Source organism: Pseudovibrio sp. Ad37 (assembly GCF_001623075.1).
GTDB lineage: Bacteria > Pseudomonadota > Alphaproteobacteria > Rhizobiales > Stappiaceae > Pseudovibrio.
This window is the reverse complement of sequence record NZ_LMCF01000224.1, coordinates 1-24,461: the sequence shown is the minus strand read 5'-3', so window position 1 is coordinate 24,461 and position 24,461 is coordinate 1. Positions and strand designations below refer to the sequence as shown.

The following is a 24,461-nucleotide window of genomic DNA, read 5'->3' as shown; positions in this document are numbered from 1 at the left end:
ATGCCAAGTGCTAGGCCTTTGTGGCGAATTGAAAAAACGGCAGTCACATATGGGATCGTGTATATCTTGCTCTATTTGAGCATTTGGCTGGCTTTACATTACACTCAAAAGCTGTTTGGTGTTGCAATCAGAGCTAATAGCCTTCCTACGATTTTGTTGGTGATTTCAGGTATTATTATCGGATTTGATCTGTTTCGTTCAAACCATCAAAAAATCAAAACTAAGGACTTGTGTAAGTTGGCATTAGCTTGTTCAGCATGTGCTTACTTGTCTGTTCTAGTTTTTAAGGAAGCTACCGACAGTACCATTCTTCTTCATATTATTGAGCAGTATGTAAGTAATAGTGGTCTTGTTGGAAATGGCTTTGATTTCGCGGGATTTGAGCGAGAACTATTGATCGTTAGTCCTCTTAGTCAAACCCCTTTGGACTTCATGGCGCGTTTTATATTTGGTTTGGTTGCCGTACTGTTTTCTGGATTTGGGATTGATTTATCTGTCTCTTTTGGGTTGATGTTATTGCTACTGCTTCATTTTTTAGGCATGGCATTTTGTGCCGCTTTGGGGTTGGTGGTAGGCCAGTGGTTTGCTGAAAAGCGTATAAAAACGATAAGTTAGCTTTTTGATTGAGGATATTTGACTAGTGATTATGGATGGTTCGCAAATTAGTTTGTTGAAGTATGCAGGCCGGTTTACGGCTCTTTTGGCATTGCTGACAATCGGACTCCCCGTTTTAGGGTTATTGAGTGCTACTTTCTTGGGGCTGGAGCTTTCGATTGGGTATGTTTCTTACATGATTGCTATGTTTGCAGGATATTGGGTGGGTAAAACTATCTATAACCGGCACGATGTATATCTTGAAGGATTTATCTTACTCAAACTTACTGGACTATGCTTAGTTGGAGCGCTCATTTTAGAGGGAGTTATTACAACTATCATTGTGTTTGGAGATCCTAGCAAAGGGCAAATCTTAAATGACGTGAATACGCTATTTTTTGCGGTGTTATTTTTTGCTTTCTTCAAGTTTGGGACAATTTGGTTAGGGCTTAAACTTGGATGCAAAAGAGCTGAGAAGAAGGCGTACAAAAGAGTACTCAAGGCTATTGGATAACCTATGCAGGAACAATTTCTTTTCTTAGAGCAACAGCTTTTGAGGCCTGCTACTCGAGGAGATAAGAGACAACTTGAGTTGTTACTTCACGCAGACTTCATTGAGATTGGTGCAAGTGGCCGGACATATGATCGAGCGCAGGTCCTCGCTGAGCTTCCGAGCGAGGCGGCGGATTATCCGGTCAGAACAATTGAGAATTTTCGCTTGCGTAAGTTGAGTGAGGAACTCGTTCAGGTGTTTTACAGCATTGTCGAGAATGAGACGCAGCGGACTTCCATCTGGAAACTCGAAGGTGGGCAGTGGTCCATGATTTATCATCAAGGCACACACAGAGCTGTTTAGTGTGTTCTTTGAGAAATTAACCCAATCAAAATCTGCGGTTTATACCGTCCGCTTAGTTGTTGAAGTACTTGCCATTTAACGACCTGCAGAAGGCTTTCATGAATCGGAAAAAGTGAAGCATACGGATTGGTGACTTAATAGGCTCAAGCTATAATCAATTGTGTTAGGGAGATTAAAATAGTGACGAAGAATGTTAGCTCGCAGTGGGTCTTGGGGATGGCCCTCTTGTATATTCTTATTGGATTTATAGCCCACAATGTATTTTCTAACTTGAACTCTTTGAGTGACTCAATTCAGTTTCTGATAGTGATCGGTGCACTTGATGTGATCATACCTGGGATGTTCGCTGCGATCTGTGTTGTCGTCTTCACTGTGAAGAAGTATGGTCAGGTCTTCTCAGAGAACCAATTGTATAATCTCGCTGTTATAAGCACCCTCTTAGAAATACCTTTTTACTGGTTAATCGCGATCATAATGTATCCATCTGAAGCGAGCTTTTCAGAGGTTATGGCTCAATGGGGCGCAATAGATAACTCAGATGCCATAGCAATTGTTGCCATACTGATGTTTTTGTTTACTTTGTTTATTGCGATGCTTTTGCGATGGCTGGCACTCCGCATTTCTACCTGGTTGGTGCTGAAGTTTGTTCGGGTAGAAGAAGCCGAGAGTATAAGCTAACCCTCCGAGTTTTCTAAAATCCGACTGTTTGTGTGCGCGTCGATTAAATACTTTGGCTCCTAGTATGCAGCTGGTAAATTTTTCCTAGAGTCTGCTCTGTTCAAGAGTTCCTACGCAGCAGACTCTAAGGCTTTATAGGCGTTTCCCATGTGAAGCTGAACCAGTCCAGCAGGGATGCGCTGTAGAGGGTTGGGTATGACGCATAACACTGCTTTGCTCATCATCGCGTGCCAGAACGATCATTTTCCAGGTGGCAAGTTTGAATTGCCTAAGCAAATGGAAGCTGTCGGGAATATTGTTGAGATTTTGAAAGACGCCAGAGAGCACCACGAGTTCGTAATACACATCAAGCATGTCTACAAAGATCCAAAATCGCCTTACATGACAGAAGGGTCTTTTGGTGCTAAGATCAACAAGATGGTTTGGCCGAAAGCTGATGAGGCGGTTGTAACAAAATATAACTTCAATGCCCTAGAAGGGACGAACCTGCGGGAGTTGCTGACAGATCATAAGATAGATGATCTGGTGATCTGCGGTTCGATGACACAATACTGCATTGTTGAGACAGCACGGGCGACTTTGGATCTCGGCTACCCGGTTACTGTTGTGTACGATGCCTGCGCAGCGAGCTGCATAGAGTTCCGTGGGCGTGAAGTGTCCGTGGATGATGTACAGGCCTCAATTATGGCTTCTCTCATCTTTTCCAATGCGGCTGTTGTTTCGACGGATGAGTTTTTGACCCAACCTCATTAAGCTGCAGCGCTTTGATATCCGAATTTTTGTCGGTACTGACCAGGGCTGAGGCCTGTGGTTTTGATGAACACGCGGCGGCAAGCTGTTGGGTCCTCATAGCCGACTTCCCATGCGATCTCATTGAAAGACCGTTTGGTCTGCTCCAACTGCTGGCGTGCTTCGGTTATGCGGAGTTGCTGTAAATAGGTGTTTGGTGTGTGCCCTGTGGCGACTTCAAACCGTCTTTGGAAAGTTCGACCTGTCAGTCCGGCTTTCTCTGCCATTTCGGGTACTGTCAGTTTTTGCTTATAGGTGGTCTGAAGCCAATGTTGGGCCTTCAAAATCGCCTGATCACCGTGTGAGTAGTTGGGATAGAAACGGCTGTAGTTTTTCTGTTCTCTCCCGGCTGGGTCGATGAGAAATCTGCGGGAGACTTCGAGCATGGTTGTGTGATCGATGAAGTGGTCAATCAGCCTGAGGCCCAGATCGGTCCATGCCATGATGCCGCCTGCGGTGATGATGTCACCTTCGTCGACGATCATTTTATCAGTATCGAGCTGTACCAAAGGGTACTTCTTCGCAAAATCCTCGGTGATTGCCCAATGGGTTGTGGCGGGCCTGTTGTCAAGAATGCCCGTTTCGGCGAGCAGCATTGCACCGACGCAGATTGAGCAGAGAATGGCGCCATGCTCATGCTGGTGTTTGAGCCATTGGACGAGTGCTGGTGAGACGGTCGGGTGATCATCGACCAGACAGGGAGGCAGGATTATCGCCGAGAAGGTAGTGGCTCCGATTGAGCTGATCTGATCTTCGTGAAGCACGGTTGCTTCGATGCTGCTGGCATTGCTTTTGCTGGCAGCGTGGAACATATCGATTAGCCCATAAACCGCTGAGAGTTGTGCGCCGGTGTAGGACAGGATGCCGATAGGATGATGTGTTGCCTCAGGATGGTGAGCCGCTCGTAACCAAGCAGTTTGCAAATAGCTTTCTGGAAACCAATCTGAAAGAATTGCTGGATGAGCAGGGCATTGAGCATCTGGTCGTCGTTGGCTCTATGTCTCACAACTGCATTGATGCGACAGTTCGTGCCGCGGTTGATTTGGGATACACAGCAACCATTATTGGTGATGCTTGTGCGACATTGGATATGGAACACAACGGCGAGACTATTCCTGCGAAATACGTGCATGGCGCGTTTATGGCATCCCTGGCCTTTGCGTATGGCAAAGTTGTCAGCACAGATGAATATCTGGCTGCATAACTCAGGCTTTTACTGCTTTCAGAAGGCGGCTCCTGAGGCCGGCTTCTGATCAGGGATAGCTCGGGATTTTATAAAATCTGCTTTTTAAAATCCGGCATGCTTAAACGTGTTGGCCTTATTGTTTGCTCAAATAAGACCAATAGGACTGAGGTGTGCTTATGCCTAAAAGGGCCCTGATCATTATCGACTGCCAGAACGATTATTTTCCCGGTGGTAGCTGTCCTTTAGCAGGGCAGGTGGAAGCAGGAAAAAATATTGCCCGTCTTCTTGAGATGGTGCGAGACAACGACGAAAACGTCATCCACCTTCAACACATGTACAAAGATAAAACAGAGCCTTATCTGGTTGAGGGATCGCTAGGGGTGGAGATTAACGAGTGTGCAAGGCCCATGAACGGGGAGCCCGTTGTCGTTAAAAACTACATGAATGGCTATAAGGACACCAACCTGCAGCAGATCCTTGTTGAGGCTGGTATTGATGAGATCGTCATGTGTGGTTCTATGAGCCAGAACTGCGTGAATGCGACCGCGCGTCAGACCCTTGATCTGGGTTATCCGCTGACCATCATCTACGATGCGTGCGCCACAGAGGATCTTGAGTTCAATGGCGTAACCGTCCCAGCGGATCATGTTCACACTGCTATGATGGCGTCTTTAAGATTTGCGCATAGCAACGTGATTTCTACCGATGAATTCCTGCATTCGTTGAATGGAGCGTAATCGACGTTTTGGATGAGCAACCTCCTGAGGGGATATGGCCAAAAAAGCCCTAATCATCATTGATTGTCAGAACGACTTCTTCCCGGGGGGGAAGTGTGAACTCGAGGGCCAGGTTGAATCTGCTGCGAACATTCAGCGTTTGCTTAAGAGCGCTCGCGATAACGATGATTGCATTGTCCATATCCAGCATTTTTTTAAAGATAAGTATGCTCCGTTCCTTGTTGAGGGAACCATCGGGGCAGAGCTGCATGATAGTTGTAGCCCCGCTGAGGGGGAGCATGTGGTGGTCAAGTATTCTGCTAACAGTTACCTGAACACGAACCTTCAGCAGATTTTAGAGGATGTGGGTGTTGAGGAAATCGTGATCTGCGGGGGCATGTCTCATATGTGCATTGATGCGGCGGCGCGTGCGACTGTTGATCTTGGTTATCCCATCACTGTTATCTACGACGCCTGTGCGACCTGTGATCTTGAGTTTGAAGGCGAAATCGATCCAGCAAAATATGTTCAAGGGGCGATTATGGCAGCGCTTTCGTTCGCCTATGGCAAGGTTATTTCGACTGAGGAATATCTGGGTCACTGAGCAAGTATGCTGTGCGAGCTTTATCAGGTCTGGTGTTTACTCCTAGGTTTTATGAAAAATGCGGGTTTTTCTAGCTGAGTTCCGTCAATCGATATCTATTAGACTATTACGCAGTTGGTCTGTCACGTGAGGTGTTGAGCGTAAGATGACGAGAACGGCGTTGCTGATAATTGACTGTCAGAACGACTTCTTTCCCGGTGGGAAATGTGAGTTGGAAGGGCAGTTCGAGGCTGCGGGGAACATTCAGATGTTGCTGACAAATGCGCGCGTTCAGGATCAAACCATCGTTCACATTCAACATCATTTTAAAGAGAAAGATGCGCCGTTTACGGTTGAAGGCACGATTGGTGCTGAAATCCACGATATGGCGAAACCGTTGCCGCACGAGCCAATCGTGACGAAGTATACCTCTAACATCTTCCTCAACAATAACCTCAAGCAGATCCTGGATGATGAGAATGTCGAGGAGCTGGTTATCTGTGGGTCGATGAGTAAGGATTGCATTGCAGCTGCAGCGCATGCGACGACAGAACTTGGATATCCGATTACGATTATTTACGATGCATGCGCGACGCGGGAGCCGGGGTCCTGTGATACGTCTTCTCAGCAAGAGTTTGTGCAAGCAGCGATTATGGCTTCGCTGTCGTTCATTTGCAGCAATATTGTCTCCACAAATGAATATCTGCAGAGGCACTCTCCGGCGTAAGGTTTGTGATCAGCCGCTGATACTGATCTTTCTCAGACCAATCCAGAATGGACCAATGGCAAGTAGCATGAATGATGCGGCCAGCAGGAATGGTGCACCCGGATAGTAAAGCTCTGCACTGTCTGCTGTGAAGCTGGTGAACAGCTGCGTCATCATCAAGGTGGAAAGCACAAGTGTAAGTCCGATGATGCTTGTCAGTGCACCTTGCAGACGGCCCTGCTTGTCTTGTGAGACGTGATGGCTCATCAGGGCGATCATGGCAGGTGGAATCATCGCGCCAAGCGCTGCTGGTGGCAGGAGCAAGATGACTGTGAGTGTGTTTGGCGCGAATGCGAAGCCTAGCAATGCGATTACGGCGAAGAAGAAGCCGTAAAGCACGGTTTTCGCTTCGCCTTTGCGCGGAATAATCCAGCGGATAAGACCGCCTTTGACGCTGGAGAAACCAATGCCGACGATGGCGAGTGAGAGACCTACCTGAGCTGTAGTCCAGTGGAAGGCTTCAATTGTGTAGTACGGCCAAATTGCCGGATACACGAAGTTTGCCATTTCAAACAGGAAGAGCGCAATAAAGAGCCACACCAGAACAGGAGACTGGGCAATATCCATGGCTGCGCCAACAGGGTTTGCTCTGCGCCAGCGAATAGCCTTTCTCGCCGATTTTGGTAGGGATTCCGGCATGTAGAACAAGCCGTAAGCGAAGGTCATCGCAATCAGAACTGCGGAAATGTAAAAGGGTACACGAACGCCGAAGAGGGCAAGTGTTCCACCCATAACCGGACCGATGACAAAGCCAAACCCGATTGCCGCGCCAACCATGCCGAAGCGGGTGGCGCGTTTGCCGTTATGCGATATATCGGAGACGGCGGCATAAGCGGTGGCGTAGGTTGCGCTGGCAACTCCGGCCAAGAGCCTGCCAATGAACAGAACCCAGAGCGAACCTGCGAAGGTCATGATCAGGTAGTCGACTGTCAGGACAGCAAGGGAGATCAAGAGGATTGGGCGTCGACCAAAACGGTCAGATATCGCCCCAACAGCGGGACCGAAGAGGAACTGCATAGCAGCGTAACTTGCTGCGATGTAGCCGCCCCAGAGAGCTGCGTCTGCGATGGTGGTTTGGCTGAGTTCTGCGACCAGTGCCGGGGTCACCGGAATGATCAATCCGGCACCAATCGCGTTCAGCAAAACAGTCCCTGCAATGAAGACAAGGGTATGAAAGTCCTGTTTTGACCTGATGGATTGTAGTGCCAGCAGCATTCTTTTCTCGTTTTTCGCTAAATGCTATGTAACAAAGCGATCCAGCAAGTAAAGAAAAAACTCAGCATTTGTGCATATGCCGCAGGTCAAAAAAACAGGGTGAAGATCTATTTACGCCACGGCGGTGTTTCTTTAGCAAAGAATGCAGAAATTCCGGCCTGTGCTTCAGTGGTTTCCCATCTGTCCGCTAGGGCATTTGCTGTGTAGTCAATCTGATCTTCTGCAGGCATACGCGCTAAATTCTGACAAAGAGCTTTTGCGTCTGCTACGGCACCCGGTGCGCAATTCAAATAAGCTTCTGCTTCTTTTTGCGTTACTGCGTGCAGGTCCTCTGGTGTTGTCACCAATGAGACGAGACCGAGGTGATGGGCTCTTTGCGCACCAAACGGGCGGGCATTCATGAAGACCTGACGGGCATGACCTTCACCCAGGCGACGTACAACATAAGTGCCGATGGTTGCCGGGATCAGACCGAGGCGGGTTTCAGTCAGAGCGAACTTGGTGTTGTCAGCTGCAACCACCAGATCGCAGACGCTGAGAATGCCAACTCCGCCACCGTAAGCAGGACCATGAACACGAGCAATCAAAGGCTTCTTCATGCTGTCGAGGCGCTTGAGCATGCCTGCCAGACGATTGGCTTCCTGCATTTTGCCGATGCGGTCTTTCTCTGCCTGCGCCTGCATCCACTTGAGATCGCCGCCAGCACAGAAGGTTTCGCCGTCCGCTGCCAGAATGATTGCGCGGGTCTGCTCACAGTTGTCCAGCTCTTCAGCTGCTGCAATCAGTTCATCCATCATCTCAGCATTCATAGCATTGTGCTTTTCAGCGCGTGCCAGCAAGAGTGTGGTGATGCCGTTGTCTGCTTTTTCGATGCGAAGGTTCTGATAGGTCATGCCGCCGCTGCCTCTTTGATGGAGAGAATAAACTCTTGCGTTTGTGCCAGCTTCTCAATGTCGAGGCCGGTGTCGTAGTCCAGCAATTTTGCCATTTTTGCGACGGCCAGTGTGCTGACGTTGCCTTTGGCACCCGGTGCATATGGACAACCGCCGAGACCGCCGATGGCTGAATCGAACGTGCGCAGGCCCATTTTTATGCTGGACATGATGTTAGCCAGAGCCAGGTCTTTGGTGTCGTGGAAATGGCCGGCGAGTTGCTCAGCCGGGATGACGCTCAGGACTGCATCCAGCATCGCTTCCGTGGTTTCCGGAGTGGCTGCGCCAATGGTGTCGCCGAGGGAAACCTCGTAGCAGCCCATCTGCAGCAGTCGTTCTGAGACCATTGCTACGTTTTGGGCTGGTGTCGGGCCATCGTATGGGCACTCAACGATGCAGGAGACGTATCCGCGGACCGGAATGCCGTCAGCTTTCGCAGCTTCCACGATTGGAGTGAAACGTTCGAAGCTTTCCTCAATCGAGCAGTTGATGTTCTTTTGAGAGAAGCCTTCAGATGCTGATGCGAAGATTGCAACTTCATCCGCGCCGGATGCTTTGGCGCGCTCGTAGCCTTTGATGTTTGGTGTCAGCGCTGTGTAGCGAACGCCGGGTTTGCGCGTGATGCCTGCAAAGACTTCCGCAGCATCTGCCATTTGCGGCACCCATTTGGGTGAGACAAAGCTGGAAGTTTCGATCTTCTCAAACCCGCACTCGGAAAGGAGGTTGATCAGTTCGATCTTGTTTGCTGTCGGGATCAGCGTTTTTTCGTTCTGCAGACCGTCGCGTGGGCCCATCTCAAAAATGTTTAGTTTCTTGCTCATCGCTTATCAAACCTCCTCGTCGATAGCGCGGGCACGAAGTTCTCTGCGGATAACCTTTCCGGTTGTTGTCATTGGCAGGGCTTCGACAAATTCCAGTTCACGTGGATATTCATGCGCAGCTAATCGCTGTTTCACAAAATCAGAAAGTTCTTTGGCCAATTCGTCGGATGGCTCAACACCTTCCTTCAGCACAATGTAGGCTTTGACGATCTCAGTGCGCAGCTTGTCTGGCTTGCCGATGACACCTGCCATGGCAACTGTGTCGTGTTTCAGCAGGCAGTCTTCAATCTCGCCGGGGCCGATGCGGTAGCCGGATGAAGTGATGACATCATCATCGCGGCCAACAAACTGGATCCAGCCGTCTTTATCCATCACGCCTTTGTCGCCGGTGATGAGGAAGTCGCCAGAGAATTTCTTTTTTGTGGCTTCCGGATTGTTCCAGTATTGGAGGAACATGACAGGGTTTGGTGCACGAACGCCGATGTTGCCAAGCTGACCAGCTTCGAGAACGGTGCCTTTGTCATCCACGATCTGCACATCAAAGCCCGGAACAGCTTTGCCGGTGACGCCGGGGCGGGTTTCCATCAGTTCTGCGCAGGTGGAGACAACGAGGTTGCACTCGGTCTGGCCGTAGAACTCGCTGATTGTCAGGCCAAACGTGTCCTGACCCCATTGGATCAGCTCTGCGCCAAGGGCTTCGCCGCCACTGCCGAGGGAGCGGAGGGAATAGTTCCAGCGGTCCTTCGGGTTCTCTACCTGCCGCATCATTTTCAGCGCGGTTGGCGGGATGAAGGCGTTGCGGACTTTCAGGTCTTGCATCAGCTGGAAGGCTGCTTCGCCGCTGAACTTCTTGAAACGGCAAGCAACGACAGGAATGCCGTGATGCAGACTTGGAAGAAGAACGTCAATCAGACCGCCGATCCATGCCCAGTCTGCAGGTGTCCAGAAGCGGTCACCTTCTTTCGGGAACATGTTGTACGGCATCTCCACGCCAGGCAGGTGACCGAGCAGCGTGCGGTGCGCGTGGAGCGCACCTTTGGGCTGGCCGGTGGTGCCGGAGGTGTAGATGATGATGGCGGGGTCTTCGGCTTTGGTCTTCACTGGTGTGAAGTATTCGCTCTGCCCTGCCATTTCAGCATGGAGTGAGCGGGTGCTGAAGTCTGTGCCTTCGATGTTCAGGATCAGTTCAAGCTCTGGCAGGTTGTCGCGGATCTTTGCCAGCTTCTCAGCGCCTGCATTGTTGGTGATGAGGGCTTTCGCACCAGAGTTCTCTAGCCGATATTCCAGTGCTTCTTCGCCAAACAGCGAGAAGAGCGGAATGGAGATGCCACCGAGCTTGTGAATTGCAATATGGGAGAAGGCTGTTTCAGGGGCCTGTGGCAGTAGGATGCCGACGCGGTCACCTTGGCTGATGCCTTGAGATAGGAGCAGATTGGCCAGCTGGTTACTCAGCTTTTTCAAGTCACCAAACGTGTAGGTGGTTGTCGGCCCGTCTTCTTCAGCGAAGATGAGTGCTTCGCGGGCGGCGTCTTTGTCCGCCCACTTGTCACAGATATCTACACCAATGTTGAAGAACTCCGGGATGTCCCACTGAAACTTTTCTCGGAGCTCCTCGTAAGATTTCGCAGATGGCAACAACGGTTATTCCTCCTCCTCAAGCGTGAGGAGTATAACGCCTTCTTCCACCTGGTCACCCGCAGATGCCATCACTTCAGCCACAACGCCGTCACGCGGTGCTTTGAGAGAGTGTTCCATCTTCATGGCTTCGGTCACGATCAACGTATCGCCTTCAGAAACCTCGTCACCCGGCTTACAGTTCACAGCACGCACAAGGCCCGGCATTGGCGATGTGATCGCGTTGCCTGAGGCTGCACTGTCATCCTGCTCTGCCAGATGATCCGGCAGATCGAAACGCCATGTGACACCGTCGGAGAAGAGGGTGAGACTGGTGTCTTCTGCGAAGAAATCAGCAGAGGTGATTTGACCGGCAAAATCCACACGCATGTGGTTGTTGTCTACGGAGAGGATCTGCAAATTGAAGGTTTCATCATCAATGGCAATGGTCAGGCTACCATCATGATGGCGGTTTGCCACAACTTCGGTGACTTCATCGCGCCATGACAGATGCGCAATCTGCTGGGCTGCTGTCCAATGACGCCAACCTGAGAGGCTCACCCACGGATCGTTATGGACCAATGCAGTTTCAGTTGCAAAGCCGAGCTCGATGAGAGCAGCCATTGCGAAAGCGTGCTTGGTTGGAGCTGTCGGTTTAGTGAGAGCTTCCAGTTCACGGTCGATAAGGCCCGTGTCCATCTCACCCTTTGCAAAGCCGTCGTGGTTACACAGGCGATGCAGGAAAGTGATGTTGGTGGTGCAACCAACTGCCTGACTCTTTTCCAAGGCCAGAGACATTTTCGCCAGAGCAGCTTCACGGGTTTCGCCATGGCAGATCACCTTTGCGATCATTGGATCGTAGTATGGGGTGATTGTATCGCCTTTGCGTACGCCGCTGTCGATGCGGGCGAACAATTCCGGCAGTTTCAGCTCGTTCAGAGTTCCGGTTGCTGGCAGGAAGCCTGCCTCAGCATCTTCAGCGTAGATACGCGCTTCGAATGCATGGCCGAAGATGGTGAGCTCGTCCTGCATCAGAGGCAATTCACCGCCCGCAGCGACGGAGAGCTGCCAGTTGACCAAATCTTGCCCGGTGATGGCTTCTGTGACTGGATGTTCTACCTGAAGGCGCGTGTTCATTTCCATGAACCAGAAGCGGTCAGAGCGGAGGCCTTCTGAGCCATCAACAATGAACTCAACCGTACCAGCGCCTTCATACCCCACAGCTTGAGCTGCTTTGACGGCAGCATCGCCCATGGCGTTGCGCATCTCTTCGGTCATACCGGGGGCAGGGGCTTCCTCGATCACCTTTTGGTGGCGACGCTGCAGGGAGCAGTCGCGCTCAAACAAGTGAACCGCGTTGCCATGACCATCACAGAAGACCTGAACCTCGATGTGGCGCGGTGACAGGATGTACTTCTCGATGAGGACGCGTGGGTCGCCGAAGCTTGACTGACCTTCGCGCTGAGCGCCTTCCAGAGCTTCAAAGAAGTCTGCCGGATCATCAACACGGCGCATGCCTTTGCCGCCGCCGCCTGCGCGGGCTTTGATGAGGACCGGATAGCCGATCTTGTCGGATTCACTTTTCAGGAACTCAGCGTCCTGGTTGCTGCCATGATAGCCCGGCACGACTGGAACGCCGGATTCTTCCATGAGTTTTTTGGCAGCATCTTTCAGCCCCATGGCGCGAATTGCATCCGCAGGTGGACCAATGAAGACAAGGCCAGCTGCTTCCACAGCTTCCACGAACTCCGGGTTTTCCGATAGGAAACCGTAGCCCGGATGGATGGCGTCTGCGCCGCTGGTTTTGGCAGCGTTGAGTAGCTCTGGAATGTTGAGGTAGCTCTCTGCCACTGGCGCAGGGCCAAGGCGGTAAGCCTCATCAGCCATCTGCACGTGGCGGGCATCGCGGTCTGCATCTGAGTAGACGGCAACCACCTTGATGCCGAGGACTTTGGCGGATTTTGCTACACGGCAAGCAATCTCACCACGGTTCGCAATAAGGATTTTCTTGAACATACCGAGCCCCTTACATGCGGAAGACGCCGAATGGCGTGTCTTCGATTGGTGCGTTGAGGCTTGCTGCGATGGACAGTGCCAATACGTCACGGGTTTTGCGCGGGTCGACAATGCCGTCATCCCAGAGGCGTGCGGAGGCGTAGAGCGGGTGTCCTTGCTCTTCAAACTGATCAATGATCGGCTGTTTGAAGGTTGCTTCTTCTTCCGCTGACCAAGTGCCGCCTTTGCGCTCAATGCCGTCACGGCGTACGGTTGCCAGTACGCCTGCAGCCTGAGGACCACCCATGACGGAGATGCGGGAGCTTGGCCATGTCCAGAGCATGCGCGGTGAGTAAGCACGGCCACACATGCCGTAGTTGCCAGCGCCGAAGGAACCGCCAATGAGCATGGTGATTTTTGGAACTTTTGCGCAGGCTACGGCTGTTACCAGTTTAGCGCCGTCTTTTGCGATGCCGCCTGCCTCATACTTTTGCCCGACCATGAAGCCGGTGATGTTTTGCAGGAAGACCAGCGGGATTTTGCGCTGACAGCACAGCTCAACGAAGTGAGCACCTTTCAGTGCAGCTTCCGAGAACAATATGCCGTTGTTGGCGATGATGCCGACAGGCATGCCGTGGATGTGGGCAAAGCCGGTGACAAGGGTGGTGCCATAGCGGGCTTTGAATTCGTCAAAGCGAGAGCCGTCTACCACGCGGGCGATGACTTCGCGCACATCATATGGTGTTTTCAGGTCCGCAGGGACAACGCCGAGGATTTCTTCAGGATCGTAAAGCGGATCTTCTGGAGTTTGCAGCAGAAGTTGGTCTGGCTTGCGGCGGTTGAGATTGGACACGGCCTGACGGGCCAGTGCCAACGCATGAGCATCGTCACGGGCCAAGTGGTCTGCCACACCAGAGAGGCGGGTGTGAACATCCCCACCGCCCAGGTCTTCAGCAGAAACCACTTCGCCCGTGGCGGCTTTCACCAGTGGAGGACCGGCGAGGAAAATGGTGCCTTGCTCTTTCACGATGATGGTCTCATCACACATGGCTGGCACATATGCGCCACCCGCGGTACAGGAGCCCATGACCACCGCGATTTGCGGAATGCCCTTTGCGGACATGTTGGCTTGATTGTAGAAGATGCGGCCAAAGTGTTCTTTGTCCGGGAACACCTCATCCTGCTGAGGCAGGTTAGCGCCGCCAGAATCCACCAAGTAAATGCATGTGAGATTGTTCTCCATGGCAATTTCTTGGGCGCGGAGGTGCTTCTTGACCGTCAGCGGATAATAGGTGCCGCCCTTTACCGTGGCATCGTTGGCCACGATCATGCACTCAATGCCGTTGACCCGGCCAATGCCGGTGACAATGCCAGCTGAAGGCGAGGCGCCCTCATACATGTTGTGGGCGGCAAACTGGCCAACTTCCAGAAATGGAGAACCCGGGTCGATCAGGCGGGCAACGCGCTCACGCGGGAGGATCTTGCCACGGGACACGTGCCGTTCGCGAGGGCCTTCGCCCCCGCCCAAAAGGGCTTGCTGGCTTGCGGCGCGGACCTCATCCATTGCGGCGAGGTGCAGGGTGCGGTTGTTCTTAAAGCTTTCCGAACCCGTTGCAGCCTGAGACTTGATGACAGCCATTACTTGGTTTCCTGGAAGAGCTCACGACCAATCAGCATGCGGCGGATTTCTGAGGTGCCTGCGCCGATTTCATAGAGTTTCGCGTCACGCAGCAGGCGGCCGGTTGGGTACTCGTTGATGTAACCATTACCGCCGAGGGACTGGATTGCTTCCAGTGCCAGTTTGGTTGCGTTTTCTGCGGAATAGAGGATACAGCCAGCGGAATCCTTACGGGTGGTTTCACCGCGGTCACACGCATTTGCGACGGCGTACACGTAGGAACGGGAGGCGTTCATCAGGGTGTACATGTCAGCGAGTTTGCCCTGCATCAGCTGGAACTCGCCGATGGCTTTGCCGAACTGTTTGCGCTCGTGGATGTAAGGAACCACAATGTCCATAGCTGCTGCCATGATGCCCAGTGGACCACCGGAGAGAACAACGCGCTCATAATCCAGACCGGACATCAGAACGTTTACACCGCGGCCTTCTTCACCGAGGACGTTCTCATATGGGACTTCGCAGTCTTCAAAGACCAGCTCACACGTGTTGGAGCCGCGCATGCCGAGTTTGTCCAGCTTTTGCGCTGTAGAGAAGCCCTTCATGCCTTTTTCGATGATGAAAGCTGTCATGCCTTTGGGGCCAGCATCTGGATCAGTCTTTGCGTAGACCACCAGAGTGGAGGCGTCAGGGCCGTTTGTGATCCACATTTTGTTGCCGTTGAGCACGTAGCGGTCATTACGCTTTTCAGCGCGCAGCTTCATGGAAACAACGTCAGAGCCTGCGCCCGGCTCGGACATGGCCAGAGAGCCGACATGCTCACCGGAGCAGAGTTTTGGCAGATACTTTGCCTTTTGCTCAGGTGTGCCATGACGGTTGATCTGGTTCACGCACAGGTTGGAGTGCGCGCCGTAGGACAGGCCAACAGATGCGGAGGCGCGTGAGATTTCCTCGACCACAACAACGTGGGCGAGGTAGCCCATGCCGGTTCCGCCGTATTCCGGGTCAGCTGTCATGCCAAGCACGCCAAGGTCACCCATCTCTTTCCAGAGATCATTGGGGAACTCGTTGGTCTCGTCGATCTCAGCGGCGCGCGGTGCGAGCTTGTCTTGTGCCCACCGGCGAATGGTTTCGCGCAGAGCGTCAATATCTTCACCAAGACCAAAATTCATTACAGCGTCAAACACGGCGCTTCCTCCTGCTACCGAAGCTCTGCGATCCACGCTCTTTAACGAGCTTCCCAGTGGATCGTAAATTAATTAAACGAACGTTCGTTTGATTAATAGCAGGGGCTCAGCTACTATGCAATAACCCTTAGGGCGCATTTCCTGTTGCGTATTCTTTCCCGAAAACTGCTAGGCATCGCTCGGGCACGCGCTGAAACACTGCGTCTCTTATGTAGAATGAAAAAGGCTCAGATCGTGGCACGAACCAAAGGCTCCGTTGGCGCAGATACAAAAACTGCAATTTATGCAGCAGCAAAAAAGCTGATTGAAGCCAAGGGCTTTGAGGCGATGACGCTTCGCCAGCTTGCAGCTGAGGTGGGCGTGCAGCCGGGGTCAGTCTATCGCTATGTAGAGAGTAAGGACGAACTGCTTCAGGCGCTGATGAACCTGCACATGATCAGCTTGATTGAAAACTGGGAGAAGCTGGAGGGCAAGGGTAACGACCCGGTTTCCCGTCTCAAGGCGTTTGTTGCGTTTCACATTCGCTACCACATTGAGCGCCGTGCGGACGTTGTGATTGCGAATCTGGAGCTGCGTTCTCTTGGTGAAGAGTATCGTGCTGATGTGGTGACCAAACGCAGCCAGTACGAGGCCAATTTGCGGAACATTTTGTCCGATGGGGTTAAAGCAGAAGTGTTCCCTAATGTGGATCTGGAAGTTACTGCCTATGCCATCATTGCCATGCTGACCGGTGTTTGCTTCTGGTATCGTCCCGACGGACGTCTTAGTATCGATGAGATTATCGAGGTGCACCAGAAACTGGTGCTACAGGGCGTTGTGGGCTAGGGGCTATTCCTGTGATTGATCTGATTAAGCTTTTTGCAGCTCTTGGGGTGGGGTTTTTGCTGGGCAGCATCAGCACGGCAGTGCTGGTTGGGAAGATGTACGGCAAGGATATCCGCGAGCATGGGAGTAAATCTGCCGGGCTCACCAATACACTGCGCGTGCTTGGCAAACCTGCTGCGCTGTTTGTGCTTTTCGGAGATATCCTTAAAGGCATCGTTGCTTGTCTGGTGGGTCTGTATCTGGGTGTATACGCTGGTTCAGGTGTTACGGTGGACAGTGTGAGCATGTTGCTTGCCGGGGCTGGGGCGATAGTTGGCCACAACTGGCCGGTCTTTTTGGGCTTCAGAGGCGGCAAAGGTGTGCTGACGGCTGCTGCTGTGCTGTTTATGCTGGATCCGATTATCGCGCTAAGCTGCCTTGGGTCTTTTGTGCTCATTGTTGCTGCGACCCGCTATGTTTCTCTGGGTTCCATCTGCGCCACGCTGCTGTTCGTAGTGCTTTCCTTCATCCCGATGTTTGGTCACACAATCTACTTTCAGATCTTCGCACTGGCGATGGCATCCATGGTGGTTGCCAAGCACCGCGCGAATATCGGCAGACTGCTCTCCGGTACTGAGAATAAGCTGAGGTTCTAGCCTTAGCTGTGCTCACCGCAGCGGAACCATGCGGTTCTTGATCGGGGAAGCTTTGACGATGGACGTGTTGGTCATTGCTTTTTCGTGGAGTGGGTCGAGGAGGTCGTCGAGTTCTCTGACGTCTTTTAGGTAGATGCGGGTGACGAAGCAGTCTTCTCCGGTGACTTTATCGCAGGAGGTGAAGCGGGGCTCGTTTAGGATGAGCTGTTCCACCACATGCAGATTACCAGGGCTTGGTTTGACGCGCACGATTGCTTCCAGAGTGTAGCCGAGTGCCTTAGGATTTATCTCGACTGTAAAGCCTGTGATGATGCTGTCCTGCTCCAGCTTGCGAACACGCTCTGTGGTGCTGGGGGCGGAGAGGCCGATGCGGCTCGCCAGCTCGCTGATGGATATGCGGGCGTCGCGCTCCAGAATCTCTAGGATTTTGCAGGCGGTTTCGTCCAGTTGTTTTATCTCTTTAGGCACTTCTGTTCGCTCGCTTTAAAATGTGAGGGTATTTCGTGTAATTTGCCTTTCTTTTTCTATATAGCATGAGGCCATTGCTGGCTATTTTTTCAGTCATGACGATTGTAGGTTCTCATGCAGACAGATCTATTGGCGCTTCAACATATCTCGGCATTTTCTCATGGTGACGAAGGTGGTAACCCAGCAGGTGTGCTGGTGGGTGAGACGATGCTTCCTGATGCGCAAATGCAGTCTATTGCGGCTGATCTTGGGTATTCCGAGACCGTGTTTGCGGTGCCTCTTGCAGGTGAAGATGGGTATCGGGTGCGGTATTTTTCGCCAGAAAATGAAGTGCCGTTTTGTGGGCATGCGACCATTGCGCTGGGCGCGGTTCTGGCTCAGCAGCATGGCCGGAAAACATATCGCCTTGAGCTAAATGAAGCTGTGATCTCAGTGGAAAGCTGGCAGGAGAACGGGCAGCTGCAAGCCGCTCTGCAATCTCCGCAGACCAAGAGTGTGGGTTTGGAAGACGAGGTGAAAGCTGAGCTGCTTGAACTACTTGGCTTGAATGAAGGGGATCTGAACCTTCGTATCCCACCAGCTCGCATTCATGGTGGTGCAGATCACTTGGTGCTTGCTTTGAGTGACAGAGCCAAGTTGGCTGGAATGGCTTACGATCTGGAAGCTATGAAGCAGTTTATGCTTGGACAGGAGCTTGTGACGATCATGCTGGTTTATGTGCGTGGACTGCAAGAGTTTGATGTGCGCAATGCGTTTGCCTCAGCTGGGGTGTTTGAAGACCCTGCCACGGGTGCAGCTGCTGCGGCGTTTTCCGGTTATCTGCGGGATATTGGCTGGGCGCATGGCGGTGAAATCCACATCGTGCAGGGCGAGGATATGGGATCGAAGTCCTTTATTACCGCTCATATTCCATCTGAAGCAGGTGCTTCTGTGCGCATTTCAGGTACTGCACGGCGAATGGGTTGATGCTTTTATTGATTGATTTGGAGTTTCTCAGCCCGAGGCAGATCTGTCTCGGGTTTCTTACTGAAAAAAGTTAGATGAGCGTGAAGCTGATCTTTGCGTTTAGTGTGTTGGAAACCGTACATATCTCTTTGGCGGCTTTGATCAGGATCTCTGCTTTCTCGCGGTTTTCAAACTCAGGGAGAGCGAATTCCAGATGGAAGCTGCCAAAGCGGTGAGGCAGCGTGGATGCTTTTTCAGTCTTTACGGTGATGTAGACATTTCCGAGTGAGACCTTCTGTTGCCTGGCTACCATCTCCAAAGAGATAGCCATACAGGACCCAAGGGCAGACATGATCAGGTCTGAGGGGGCCGAGAACTCATCGGAGTCTCCGTAGCCTGCCGAGTATTGATGACCGAACTCATTGGTCACCCAGAACTGTCCATACTAATACGAAGCGACCGTCAATGGGCCATAGGACTTGGGTTTCATTTTTATCTGCATACTAATGTCTCAAGAGTTCTAGGAGTTTGCAGTTGGTCTGGCATGTATACGAGTAACTCGCGGCTTACGTAAATATGCGGCATGGGTGAAAAATACAGCAGCGTTCACTCGTTGGTTATTGGGCTTGCTCTACAGGAATATGTTGTAAACACAATGTGGGCGGGTGTGAGGCACATTCTGCTACAGTATGGATGTGTTCAATTAGCAGAATTGATTGGCGAGTTTGGCAGGTAGAATGATGGCAACAAATGAGACTGAAAACCTGCTTGCACTGCTGATTGAAGATGACCTGGATTTGGCTGGAACGATTGCCGATGTGTTGAAAATCCACGGTATCAGCTGTGATCACGCTTACAATGGTGAGGCGGGGCTTGAATTTGCGCGGCAGGGATATTTTGACGTTATCATTCTGGATCTGACGTTGCCTAAGATGGATGGTCTTACAGTTTGTGAAACGCTGCGCCGGGAAGGCATTGACCGCCCTGTTTTGATGCTGACTGCTCGCGATGAACTTTCAGACAAATTGGCTGGATTTGAAGCCGGAACGGACGACTATCTGGTCAAACCCTTTGCGTTTGAGGAATTGGTTGTGAGGCTGCGGGCGCTTTCCGGGCGGCGGAGTGCGAAGGCGAAGATATTTGAGGTTGCTGACTTACAGGTGGATTTTGCGCGGAATATTGCAAAGCGCGGAGATCGTGTTTTGCGTCTCTCGCCAACGGCCTGGAAGATCCTGGGAATTCTAAGCAAGCATAGCCCAGCATCAGTGAGCCGGGAGCAGTTAGAGCGTGGGTTGTGGGGTGATGAACCACCGGAGAGTAACAGCCTGAATGTGCATTTGTACAAACTTCGTCAGCAAATCCAACGCCCTGCCGAATCTGAAATTATTTGCCGAGATGCTAACGGGGGATACAGCCTGAGGGAGAAAGTGGATGGTGAGTAAGAAAGCTGCCAGAGTGCGCGGACGCAGCATATTTCGTGAACTTGGTATCGCTTTCTTTCTGGGCGTTATTCTGCTGTTGCTGGTCTACACGTTTTTGCTGCCGATTTTCTTTGTGGCTGGCTCGGATGAGAGCATCATCTACCTACTTGAGGATTTGGGGCAAAGTTACGAAGAGGCCGTAAAAACAAATCCTGATGCTCCGCTGCCAGAAACCTACCTTATTCTGAGTGCCTTTTCGCTTGAAGCGCTGCCTGCTGAAATGTCTCGTCGTTTTAAAGAGGAGCCATTGGAGCCGCTGGAGCTGTATTACGATGATGAAGATCGAGGCTGTGATGCTGAGGGAAATTGTAAGGAGACCTATTATCTCTATCTGTACATCTATCCGCTGGAAGATGGCCGTAACCTTTACATTACGCTTGAGAGTACAGAAGAGTATCTAGAGGGCTCCGAAGAGGATCAGGTGGTCCTTCTTGCCTTTGCAATTGTAGGGATCGTCAATCTACTCGCCACCTTTGTGAGTGCGCGCATTTTATCTAAGCGGTTGATCCGACCGATCCAGAATCTGGAAAATTGGGCGCAGTCATTGAATGCTGAGAATGTGGGTGAGACACCGCCCAACTTCAGGTTCCGCGAACTGAATAATCTTGCTGTGAAACTCACGCGTACCGTTTCCCGTATCTCTGAATTTGTTGAACGCGAACAGACGTTCTTGCGTTATGCGAGCCATGAGCTGCGGACGCCGATTACGGTGATTGCCGGCAATATTGCGCTTCTGAAGAGCCAGGAAAGTGGTTCTGAGGATACTGTGCCCGTGGAGCGTATTCAGCGGGCTAATTTGAACATGCGCATCATTGTAGAGACTTTGCTTTGGCTGGGCAGGGAAAGCTCTGCACCGCCGCGAGTTGAGAAGCTCGTGCCAGCAAAGCTAATTGTAGGGTGCATTGAGGAACTGTCTTATCTGAAGGGCAATAAACCGCTCACGGAAGTGCTGGATTTGAGTGAGGATGAGGCGGAGCTGCCTAAAGCACCTTTGCTGATCCTGTTTGGCAATCTGATCCGTAACGCGTTTCAACATGCCCAAAAGGGTGAGATCAAAATTAGTTATCAAAATGAGATCTTTGAGATTGAAAACCCCGTTTCAGCTGGCACCAAAGCGGATGCCACCTCTGTTTATGAGGAAAGCTTCGGCTTCGGTCTTTCACTTTGCGAACGTATAGCACGGCGGATGGGTTGGGATTTTACTCTTGAAGAACAGCAGGATGCCATCATCACGCGTCTGGTTTTGAGACCCACTGATACTGGTAGAGAGTAGTTTCAATTATTTGTATTTGTCATGAATAACTAAGATTCTTCATGACATTCCAAGGGTATTTCTGGTTTGAACCTTCCATTTATGGCGGTTCAAAGAAAATATTCTTCAATTTTATTGATATCTGAAAATTTTACTATTTAATTTACGTAGAGACAGAAGGGGTGTTTGTCCGATTCGGGTGGGGTGATGCAAAGCGTACACGATGAAATGGTCCAGCGGCTTTATGCTAATATTGCTCTTGGTAAGGATATTGGGCAGGCGTTTGAGCCTATGGCATCGTCCTTTAGTGAAACCATGCTCTGTTACAAGATCGTCTCACTCAATTCACTTGAATATCAGCATATGGCTTTCCTCAATACAAAAGAGGATATGGAAGCAAAAATGCTTGCTGCGGGCCAGAGCAATCCATTGCCCCGGTTCGCTAAATTTGCTCCATTAAATGCCTTAATTCATACCGAGGATTTCATCAGCCAAGATGAAATCCGGGATACTGATTTTTTTGATCTGGTCTTCAGCGATTATGGAGTGTTTGATCGCTTACGTGGTTTTATGATCCACCGTCAGGGGATGGATGCGGCCATGGTTTCTGTAGCGGTGCAATCTGATTTTGATGGTCCTGATGCAATGCAGCTTGATAAAACTCTTGAAACAGTCAGGCCTCATTTTCAAAATGCGTTTTCGGTTGCATTGCATCTTGAACAAAGACGCGGTTTGACAGATGCCTATTCCTTCTGGCTGGATCGTATTCCAAGTGCAGCGTTTATTCTGGATCAAGGGCATCACGTTGCTTTTGCCAACAAGCAGGCGGAGGTATTTTTCAGTTCCAGTCAGAGTTTCTTTATTGATCGTCGTGGAGAGGTTTCTTCACGGCATAATGAGCATCGAAAGTTGTTTGAGGATGCGATTTTACGGTGCCGGACTTCTGGTAAGCCTCTAGGACCGTTGGTCCTGAATGGTGAGGCGGCGCCCAATCCGTTCTTTGTTGTGATGCCTATCAATGTGCTTTCAGAGACGCCTGCTTATCTGGCGCCCTTTGTACGCGGGCCACAGCCACTCCTTTGCATGATAATGGATCCGGGTGATCAACCCTTGGCGGAGTTGGACAACCTTCAACGTTATTTTGGGGTTTCCAAACGTGAGGCTGAGTTGCTCCAGTATCTGGTTCGTGGGGCATCTGTGGGTGAGACCTCTCACGCTCTGGAGATCAGCTACAACACTGCACGCAATCATATGGCGCGAATTGCCGACAAGGTTTCTGTAAATTCTCAAAGTGAGTTGGTTCGACTTGTAAGCGACCTGGCTGCAAGGGTGCCGCGACAGAACGTGAGATGACTGTTTCTGAGGATTTGATTGGTGTTCAGATGTAGTACTTCCTGAACAGTGTCTTGTTGCTGGCTTGTCTAAGCGGAAGACAGCTGACAAAGTAGAGATCAGTTACAATTCTGCGCGCAATCATATGGCACGAATAGCGGAAAAGGCTGGCTTTGGGTTTCAAAGTGGGGCTTGTGCGCGTTGCCGGTGATTTTGCCGCGTGAGTTCCATCCTCATTGTTTTAGCAAGAAAGGTTTTTGCATTGCATAAACGTATTTATGTCTTTGGGGCTTCTTGCGCCGGTTCGACCACGCTTGGCCATAGGCTTGCTCAGGCTCTTTCGGTTCCTCATGTGGATTCTGATGATTACTTTTGGGAGCAAACAGAGCCACCCTTTTCAGTAAAACGGCCTGAAGAAGAGCGAGTTGCGCTCATGAAACCGGCGATGGGTGAAGGTGGTTGGGTTTTGAGTGGAGCTTGTGAAGGGTGGGCGAAGGGGTTGGTCTCTCAAAGCTCGCTTATTGTTTTCATCAGTGTGCCGCAGGACGAGCGACTGCAGCGATTGAAAAAACGAGAAATGGAACGTTTTGGCGGTCGCATTCTTGAAGGTGGCGACATGTTTGAGACGCACGAGGCTTTTTTTTAGTGGGCATCGCAGTATGAGCAACCGGATTTTTCTGGCAGGAGCCGGTATAGGCATGAAGTCTGGCTGAAAGAGTGCAAAATGCCTGTATTGCGTCTTGATGGAAGATTAGAGCGTGATGACCTAGTTTAAAAGTACTGAAAATATCTGAATGAGCATTGCATAATCAATGGTTTATGGGTTATCGCAGGTAAAAATATATTTTGTATTATAAAATATTATTGCTATTATTTGCGTTGATGTAGATTTACGTAAGGGATAGGTGCGAAATTAAAGAGTAGATCTACTTGTGTGTTCAATATGAATTTTACATGTGTTTGATTGTGTTTGTCGATTCTTCAGTTTGTATAATTTTGATTTAAACTTTTGGAGAATTGCAATGAAATGCATTTGGGTCTTCCTGTTTATGGTGTTCTCATTCAGTGCAAATGCTGAGTTGATCAGATCTCAGGTTGCAACAAACCGCACTACAAAACTTAGCGTTTATAGCTATTACATTCCTGAAACGTGCAGCTCTGCGGCCTTACCAAAAGTCTCTTTCGTTAAGAAGCCGGAGCATGGTGTTGTTCGTTTTGTGCAGTCCCGATCTGCACTGCCAAAGACAGCTGGCAAATGTGCGGGTAAACAAACGAACGATCTGATTATGTACTATTCGCCGGATAAAGACTTTCGGGGCACAGATAAGGTCGTGACCAAATTTCGGATGTATTCCGCAGGGCGTGTCATATCTGGTGGGAACACATATGAGATCGAAATTAAGTAGCTGTCAGTTTCACTGGTGCATGAGCAACCGTTCGGTTCATCGTTAACCGAGCAGTTTTTTTATGGGTTCAAGCTGTCGTTATAACGGCGTACGGGGATTGAGCCTCCCCCTTTGAAGTGGTCCGCCCTTATAGTTAGGAAAGCGGAGGACCAATGATGGCGATTAAGAGACCTAGCCAGAAGAGATTGTCGTGAAGTTACGGCAGGTTGAAGTTCTGATAGGGCAAGGTATGGCCCGGATTGATGCGATCAGACAGATCTGTGTGACAGAACAAACCTATTATCGCTGGAAGAAGAAGTACGGCGGGATGGGCACAGAACAGCTGAAGGAACTGAAGCGGTTACAGAAAGAGAACGAGCACCTGCAGCGTGCGGTTTCAGACCTTACGTTGGACAAGCTGATCTTGAAGGAAGCGGCATCGGGAAACTTCTAAGCCCCTCACGCAGGTGGGCCTGTATCGATCATGTGCATAGTCGGTTCAAGGTTTCTGAGCGGTGTGTTTGCCGCGTTCTGGGGCAACATTGATCAACACAGCGGCGTTTGCCACGTGGGCGTACTGACGAAGAACGC

Annotated in this window: 27 protein-coding genes and 1 pseudogene; 18 read left to right on the top strand and 10 right to left on the bottom strand. The window is 50.9% G+C overall.

Features of this window, described 5'->3' with window-relative positions:
* The 5 genes from PsAD37_RS26970 to PsAD37_RS26950 all read left to right on the top strand — a co-directional run bounded on the left by PsAD37_RS26970 (position 1) and on the right by PsAD37_RS26950 (position 2,881).
* Positions 1 to 615, top strand: coding sequence for a hypothetical protein (locus tag PsAD37_RS26970; RefSeq protein WP_063298711.1), 615 nt, complete (start codon positions 1 to 3; stop codon positions 613 to 615).
* Positions 616 to 646: 31 nt separating this feature from the next.
* Entirely contained in the window at positions 647 to 1,108 is a 462-nt protein-coding gene (locus PsAD37_RS26965) for an ABZJ_00895 family protein (RefSeq protein ID WP_063298710.1), read from the top strand.
* A gap of 3 nt (positions 1,109 to 1,111) precedes the next feature.
* Positions 1,112 to 1,450: a DUF4440 domain-containing protein gene (locus PsAD37_RS26960; protein WP_063298709.1), complete on the top strand. Its 339-nt coding sequence runs from the start codon at positions 1,112 to 1,114 to the stop codon at positions 1,448 to 1,450.
* A gap of 180 nt (positions 1,451 to 1,630) precedes the next feature.
* Positions 1,631 to 2,128: a hypothetical protein gene (locus PsAD37_RS26955; RefSeq protein WP_063298708.1), complete on the top strand. Its 498-nt coding sequence runs from the start codon at positions 1,631 to 1,633 to the stop codon at positions 2,126 to 2,128.
* Positions 2,129 to 2,323: 195 nt separating this feature from the next.
* A complete protein-coding gene (locus PsAD37_RS26950; RefSeq protein WP_063298707.1) occupies positions 2,324 to 2,881 on the top strand; it encodes a cysteine hydrolase family protein in 558 nt (185 codons plus the stop codon).
* Here PsAD37_RS26950 and PsAD37_RS26945 read toward each other — a convergent pair.
* Complete coding sequence (locus PsAD37_RS26945; RefSeq protein ID WP_208992116.1) at positions 2,878 to 3,729, bottom strand: GlxA family transcriptional regulator; 852 nt, start codon at positions 3,727 to 3,729, stop codon at positions 2,878 to 2,880. The two genes, PsAD37_RS26950 and PsAD37_RS26945, sit on opposite strands and share 4 nt — an antisense overlap.
* Positions 3,730 to 3,797: 68 nt before the next feature.
* Here PsAD37_RS26945 and PsAD37_RS26940 point away from each other — a divergent pair, with 68 nt between their 5' ends.
* The 4 genes from PsAD37_RS26940 (at position 3,798) to PsAD37_RS26925 (ending at position 6,129) form a co-directional block, all read left to right on the top strand.
* Positions 3,798 to 4,121: an isochorismatase family protein gene (locus PsAD37_RS26940; RefSeq protein WP_244272582.1), complete on the top strand. Its 324-nt coding sequence runs from the start codon at positions 3,798 to 3,800 to the stop codon at positions 4,119 to 4,121.
* 158 nt (positions 4,122 to 4,279) lie between these two features.
* Positions 4,280 to 4,840 (top strand): cysteine hydrolase family protein, encoded by a 561-nt coding sequence (locus PsAD37_RS26935; RefSeq protein ID WP_063298705.1) that lies wholly within the window; start codon positions 4,280 to 4,282, stop codon positions 4,838 to 4,840.
* Between the two features lie 34 nt (positions 4,841 to 4,874).
* A complete protein-coding gene (locus tag PsAD37_RS26930) occupies positions 4,875 to 5,423 on the top strand; it encodes a cysteine hydrolase family protein (protein WP_063298704.1) in 549 nt (182 codons plus the stop codon).
* A 145-nt stretch (positions 5,424 to 5,568) separates the two neighbouring features.
* Positions 5,569 to 6,129, top strand: coding sequence for an isochorismatase family protein (locus PsAD37_RS26925; protein ID WP_057465429.1), 561 nt, complete (start codon positions 5,569 to 5,571; stop codon positions 6,127 to 6,129).
* A gap of 9 nt (positions 6,130 to 6,138) precedes the next feature.
* On the opposite strand, the gene PsAD37_RS26920 is transcribed toward PsAD37_RS26925, so the two are convergent.
* From PsAD37_RS26920 to PsAD37_RS26890, 7 genes are all read right to left on the bottom strand, one after another.
* Positions 6,139 to 7,383 carry an MFS transporter gene (locus PsAD37_RS26920; protein WP_063298703.1) on the bottom strand — a complete coding sequence of 415 codons (1,245 nt, stop codon included), beginning with the start codon at positions 7,381 to 7,383 and terminating at the stop codon, positions 6,139 to 6,141.
* Positions 7,384 to 7,490: 107 nt separating this feature from the next.
* Positions 7,491 to 8,276, bottom strand: a complete 786-nt coding sequence (locus tag PsAD37_RS26915; protein ID WP_063290451.1) for an enoyl-CoA hydratase-related protein — start codon at positions 8,274 to 8,276, stop codon at positions 7,491 to 7,493.
* Complete coding sequence (locus PsAD37_RS26910) at positions 8,273 to 9,136, bottom strand: hydroxymethylglutaryl-CoA lyase (RefSeq protein ID WP_063290450.1); 864 nt, start codon at positions 9,134 to 9,136, stop codon at positions 8,273 to 8,275. Before PsAD37_RS26910 ends, PsAD37_RS26915 begins: the two co-directional genes overlap by 4 nt.
* 6 nt (positions 9,137 to 9,142) lie before the next feature.
* Positions 9,143 to 10,774 carry an acyl-CoA synthetase gene (locus tag PsAD37_RS26905; protein WP_063298702.1) on the bottom strand — a complete coding sequence of 544 codons (1,632 nt, stop codon included), beginning with the start codon at positions 10,772 to 10,774 and terminating at the stop codon, positions 9,143 to 9,145.
* A 3-nt stretch (positions 10,775 to 10,777) separates the two neighbouring features.
* A complete protein-coding gene (locus PsAD37_RS26900; protein ID WP_063298701.1) occupies positions 10,778 to 12,766 on the bottom strand; it encodes an acetyl/propionyl/methylcrotonyl-CoA carboxylase subunit alpha in 1,989 nt (662 codons plus the stop codon).
* Positions 12,767 to 12,776: 10 nt separating this feature from the next.
* Positions 12,777 to 14,384 carry a carboxyl transferase domain-containing protein gene (locus tag PsAD37_RS26895; protein ID WP_063298700.1) on the bottom strand — a complete coding sequence of 536 codons (1,608 nt, stop codon included), beginning with the start codon at positions 14,382 to 14,384 and terminating at the stop codon, positions 12,777 to 12,779.
* Positions 14,384 to 15,532 (bottom strand): isovaleryl-CoA dehydrogenase, encoded by a 1,149-nt coding sequence (locus PsAD37_RS26890; protein WP_193778339.1) that lies wholly within the window; start codon positions 15,530 to 15,532, stop codon positions 14,384 to 14,386. The genes PsAD37_RS26895 and PsAD37_RS26890 overlap by 1 nt, the downstream gene beginning before the upstream one ends.
* Before the next feature lie 249 nt (positions 15,533 to 15,781).
* Between PsAD37_RS26890 and PsAD37_RS26885 the strand changes: the two genes are divergently transcribed.
* Both PsAD37_RS26885 and plsY read left to right on the top strand, forming a co-directional pair.
* A complete protein-coding gene (locus PsAD37_RS26885) occupies positions 15,782 to 16,372 on the top strand; it encodes a TetR/AcrR family transcriptional regulator (RefSeq protein ID WP_063298765.1) in 591 nt (196 codons plus the stop codon).
* 11 nt (positions 16,373 to 16,383) lie between these two features.
* Positions 16,384 to 17,007: a glycerol-3-phosphate 1-O-acyltransferase PlsY gene (plsY, locus tag PsAD37_RS26880; RefSeq protein ID WP_063298698.1), complete on the top strand. Its 624-nt coding sequence runs from the start codon at positions 16,384 to 16,386 to the stop codon at positions 17,005 to 17,007.
* A gap of 12 nt (positions 17,008 to 17,019) precedes the next feature.
* On the opposite strand, the gene PsAD37_RS26875 is transcribed toward plsY, so the two are convergent.
* Complete coding sequence (locus tag PsAD37_RS26875) at positions 17,020 to 17,475, bottom strand: Lrp/AsnC family transcriptional regulator (protein WP_063298697.1); 456 nt, start codon at positions 17,473 to 17,475, stop codon at positions 17,020 to 17,022.
* A 114-nt stretch (positions 17,476 to 17,589) separates the two neighbouring features.
* Here PsAD37_RS26875 and PsAD37_RS26870 point away from each other — a divergent pair, with 114 nt between their 5' ends.
* Positions 17,590 to 18,441 carry a PhzF family phenazine biosynthesis protein gene (locus PsAD37_RS26870; protein WP_084408144.1) on the top strand — a complete coding sequence of 284 codons (852 nt, stop codon included), beginning with the start codon at positions 17,590 to 17,592 and terminating at the stop codon, positions 18,439 to 18,441.
* Positions 18,442 to 18,511: 70 nt separating this feature from the next.
* Here the strand turns inward: PsAD37_RS26870 and PsAD37_RS26865 are convergent, their stop codons facing one another.
* Positions 18,512 to 18,850 (bottom strand): OsmC family protein, encoded by a 339-nt coding sequence (locus PsAD37_RS26865; RefSeq protein WP_208992114.1) that lies wholly within the window; start codon positions 18,848 to 18,850, stop codon positions 18,512 to 18,514.
* 307 nt (positions 18,851 to 19,157) lie between these two features.
* Here PsAD37_RS26865 and PsAD37_RS26860 point away from each other — a divergent pair, with 307 nt between their 5' ends.
* From PsAD37_RS26860 to PsAD37_RS26835, 6 genes and pseudogenes are all read left to right on the top strand, one after another.
* Positions 19,158 to 19,862: a response regulator transcription factor gene (locus tag PsAD37_RS26860; RefSeq protein WP_084408142.1), complete on the top strand. Its 705-nt coding sequence runs from the start codon at positions 19,158 to 19,160 to the stop codon at positions 19,860 to 19,862.
* Positions 19,852 to 21,174 carry a HAMP domain-containing sensor histidine kinase gene (locus PsAD37_RS26855; protein WP_208992113.1) on the top strand — a complete coding sequence of 441 codons (1,323 nt, stop codon included), beginning with the start codon at positions 19,852 to 19,854 and terminating at the stop codon, positions 21,172 to 21,174. Before PsAD37_RS26860 ends, PsAD37_RS26855 begins: the two co-directional genes overlap by 11 nt.
* A 186-nt stretch (positions 21,175 to 21,360) precedes the next feature.
* Complete coding sequence (locus PsAD37_RS26850; RefSeq protein WP_063298695.1) at positions 21,361 to 22,506, top strand: helix-turn-helix transcriptional regulator; 1,146 nt, start codon at positions 21,361 to 21,363, stop codon at positions 22,504 to 22,506.
* A 199-nt stretch (positions 22,507 to 22,705) separates the two neighbouring features.
* Positions 22,706 to 23,131 (top strand): AAA family ATPase, encoded by a 426-nt coding sequence (locus PsAD37_RS26845; RefSeq protein WP_208992112.1) that lies wholly within the window; start codon positions 22,706 to 22,708, stop codon positions 23,129 to 23,131.
* 376 nt (positions 23,132 to 23,507) lie between these two features.
* A complete protein-coding gene (locus tag PsAD37_RS26840) occupies positions 23,508 to 23,891 on the top strand; it encodes a hypothetical protein (RefSeq protein WP_063298694.1) in 384 nt (127 codons plus the stop codon).
* A gap of 184 nt (positions 23,892 to 24,075) precedes the next feature.
* A pseudogene (locus PsAD37_RS26835) lies at positions 24,076 to 24,413 on the top strand (transposase); the annotation flags it as partial.
* Between the last annotated feature and the right edge of the window lie 48 nt (positions 24,414 to 24,461).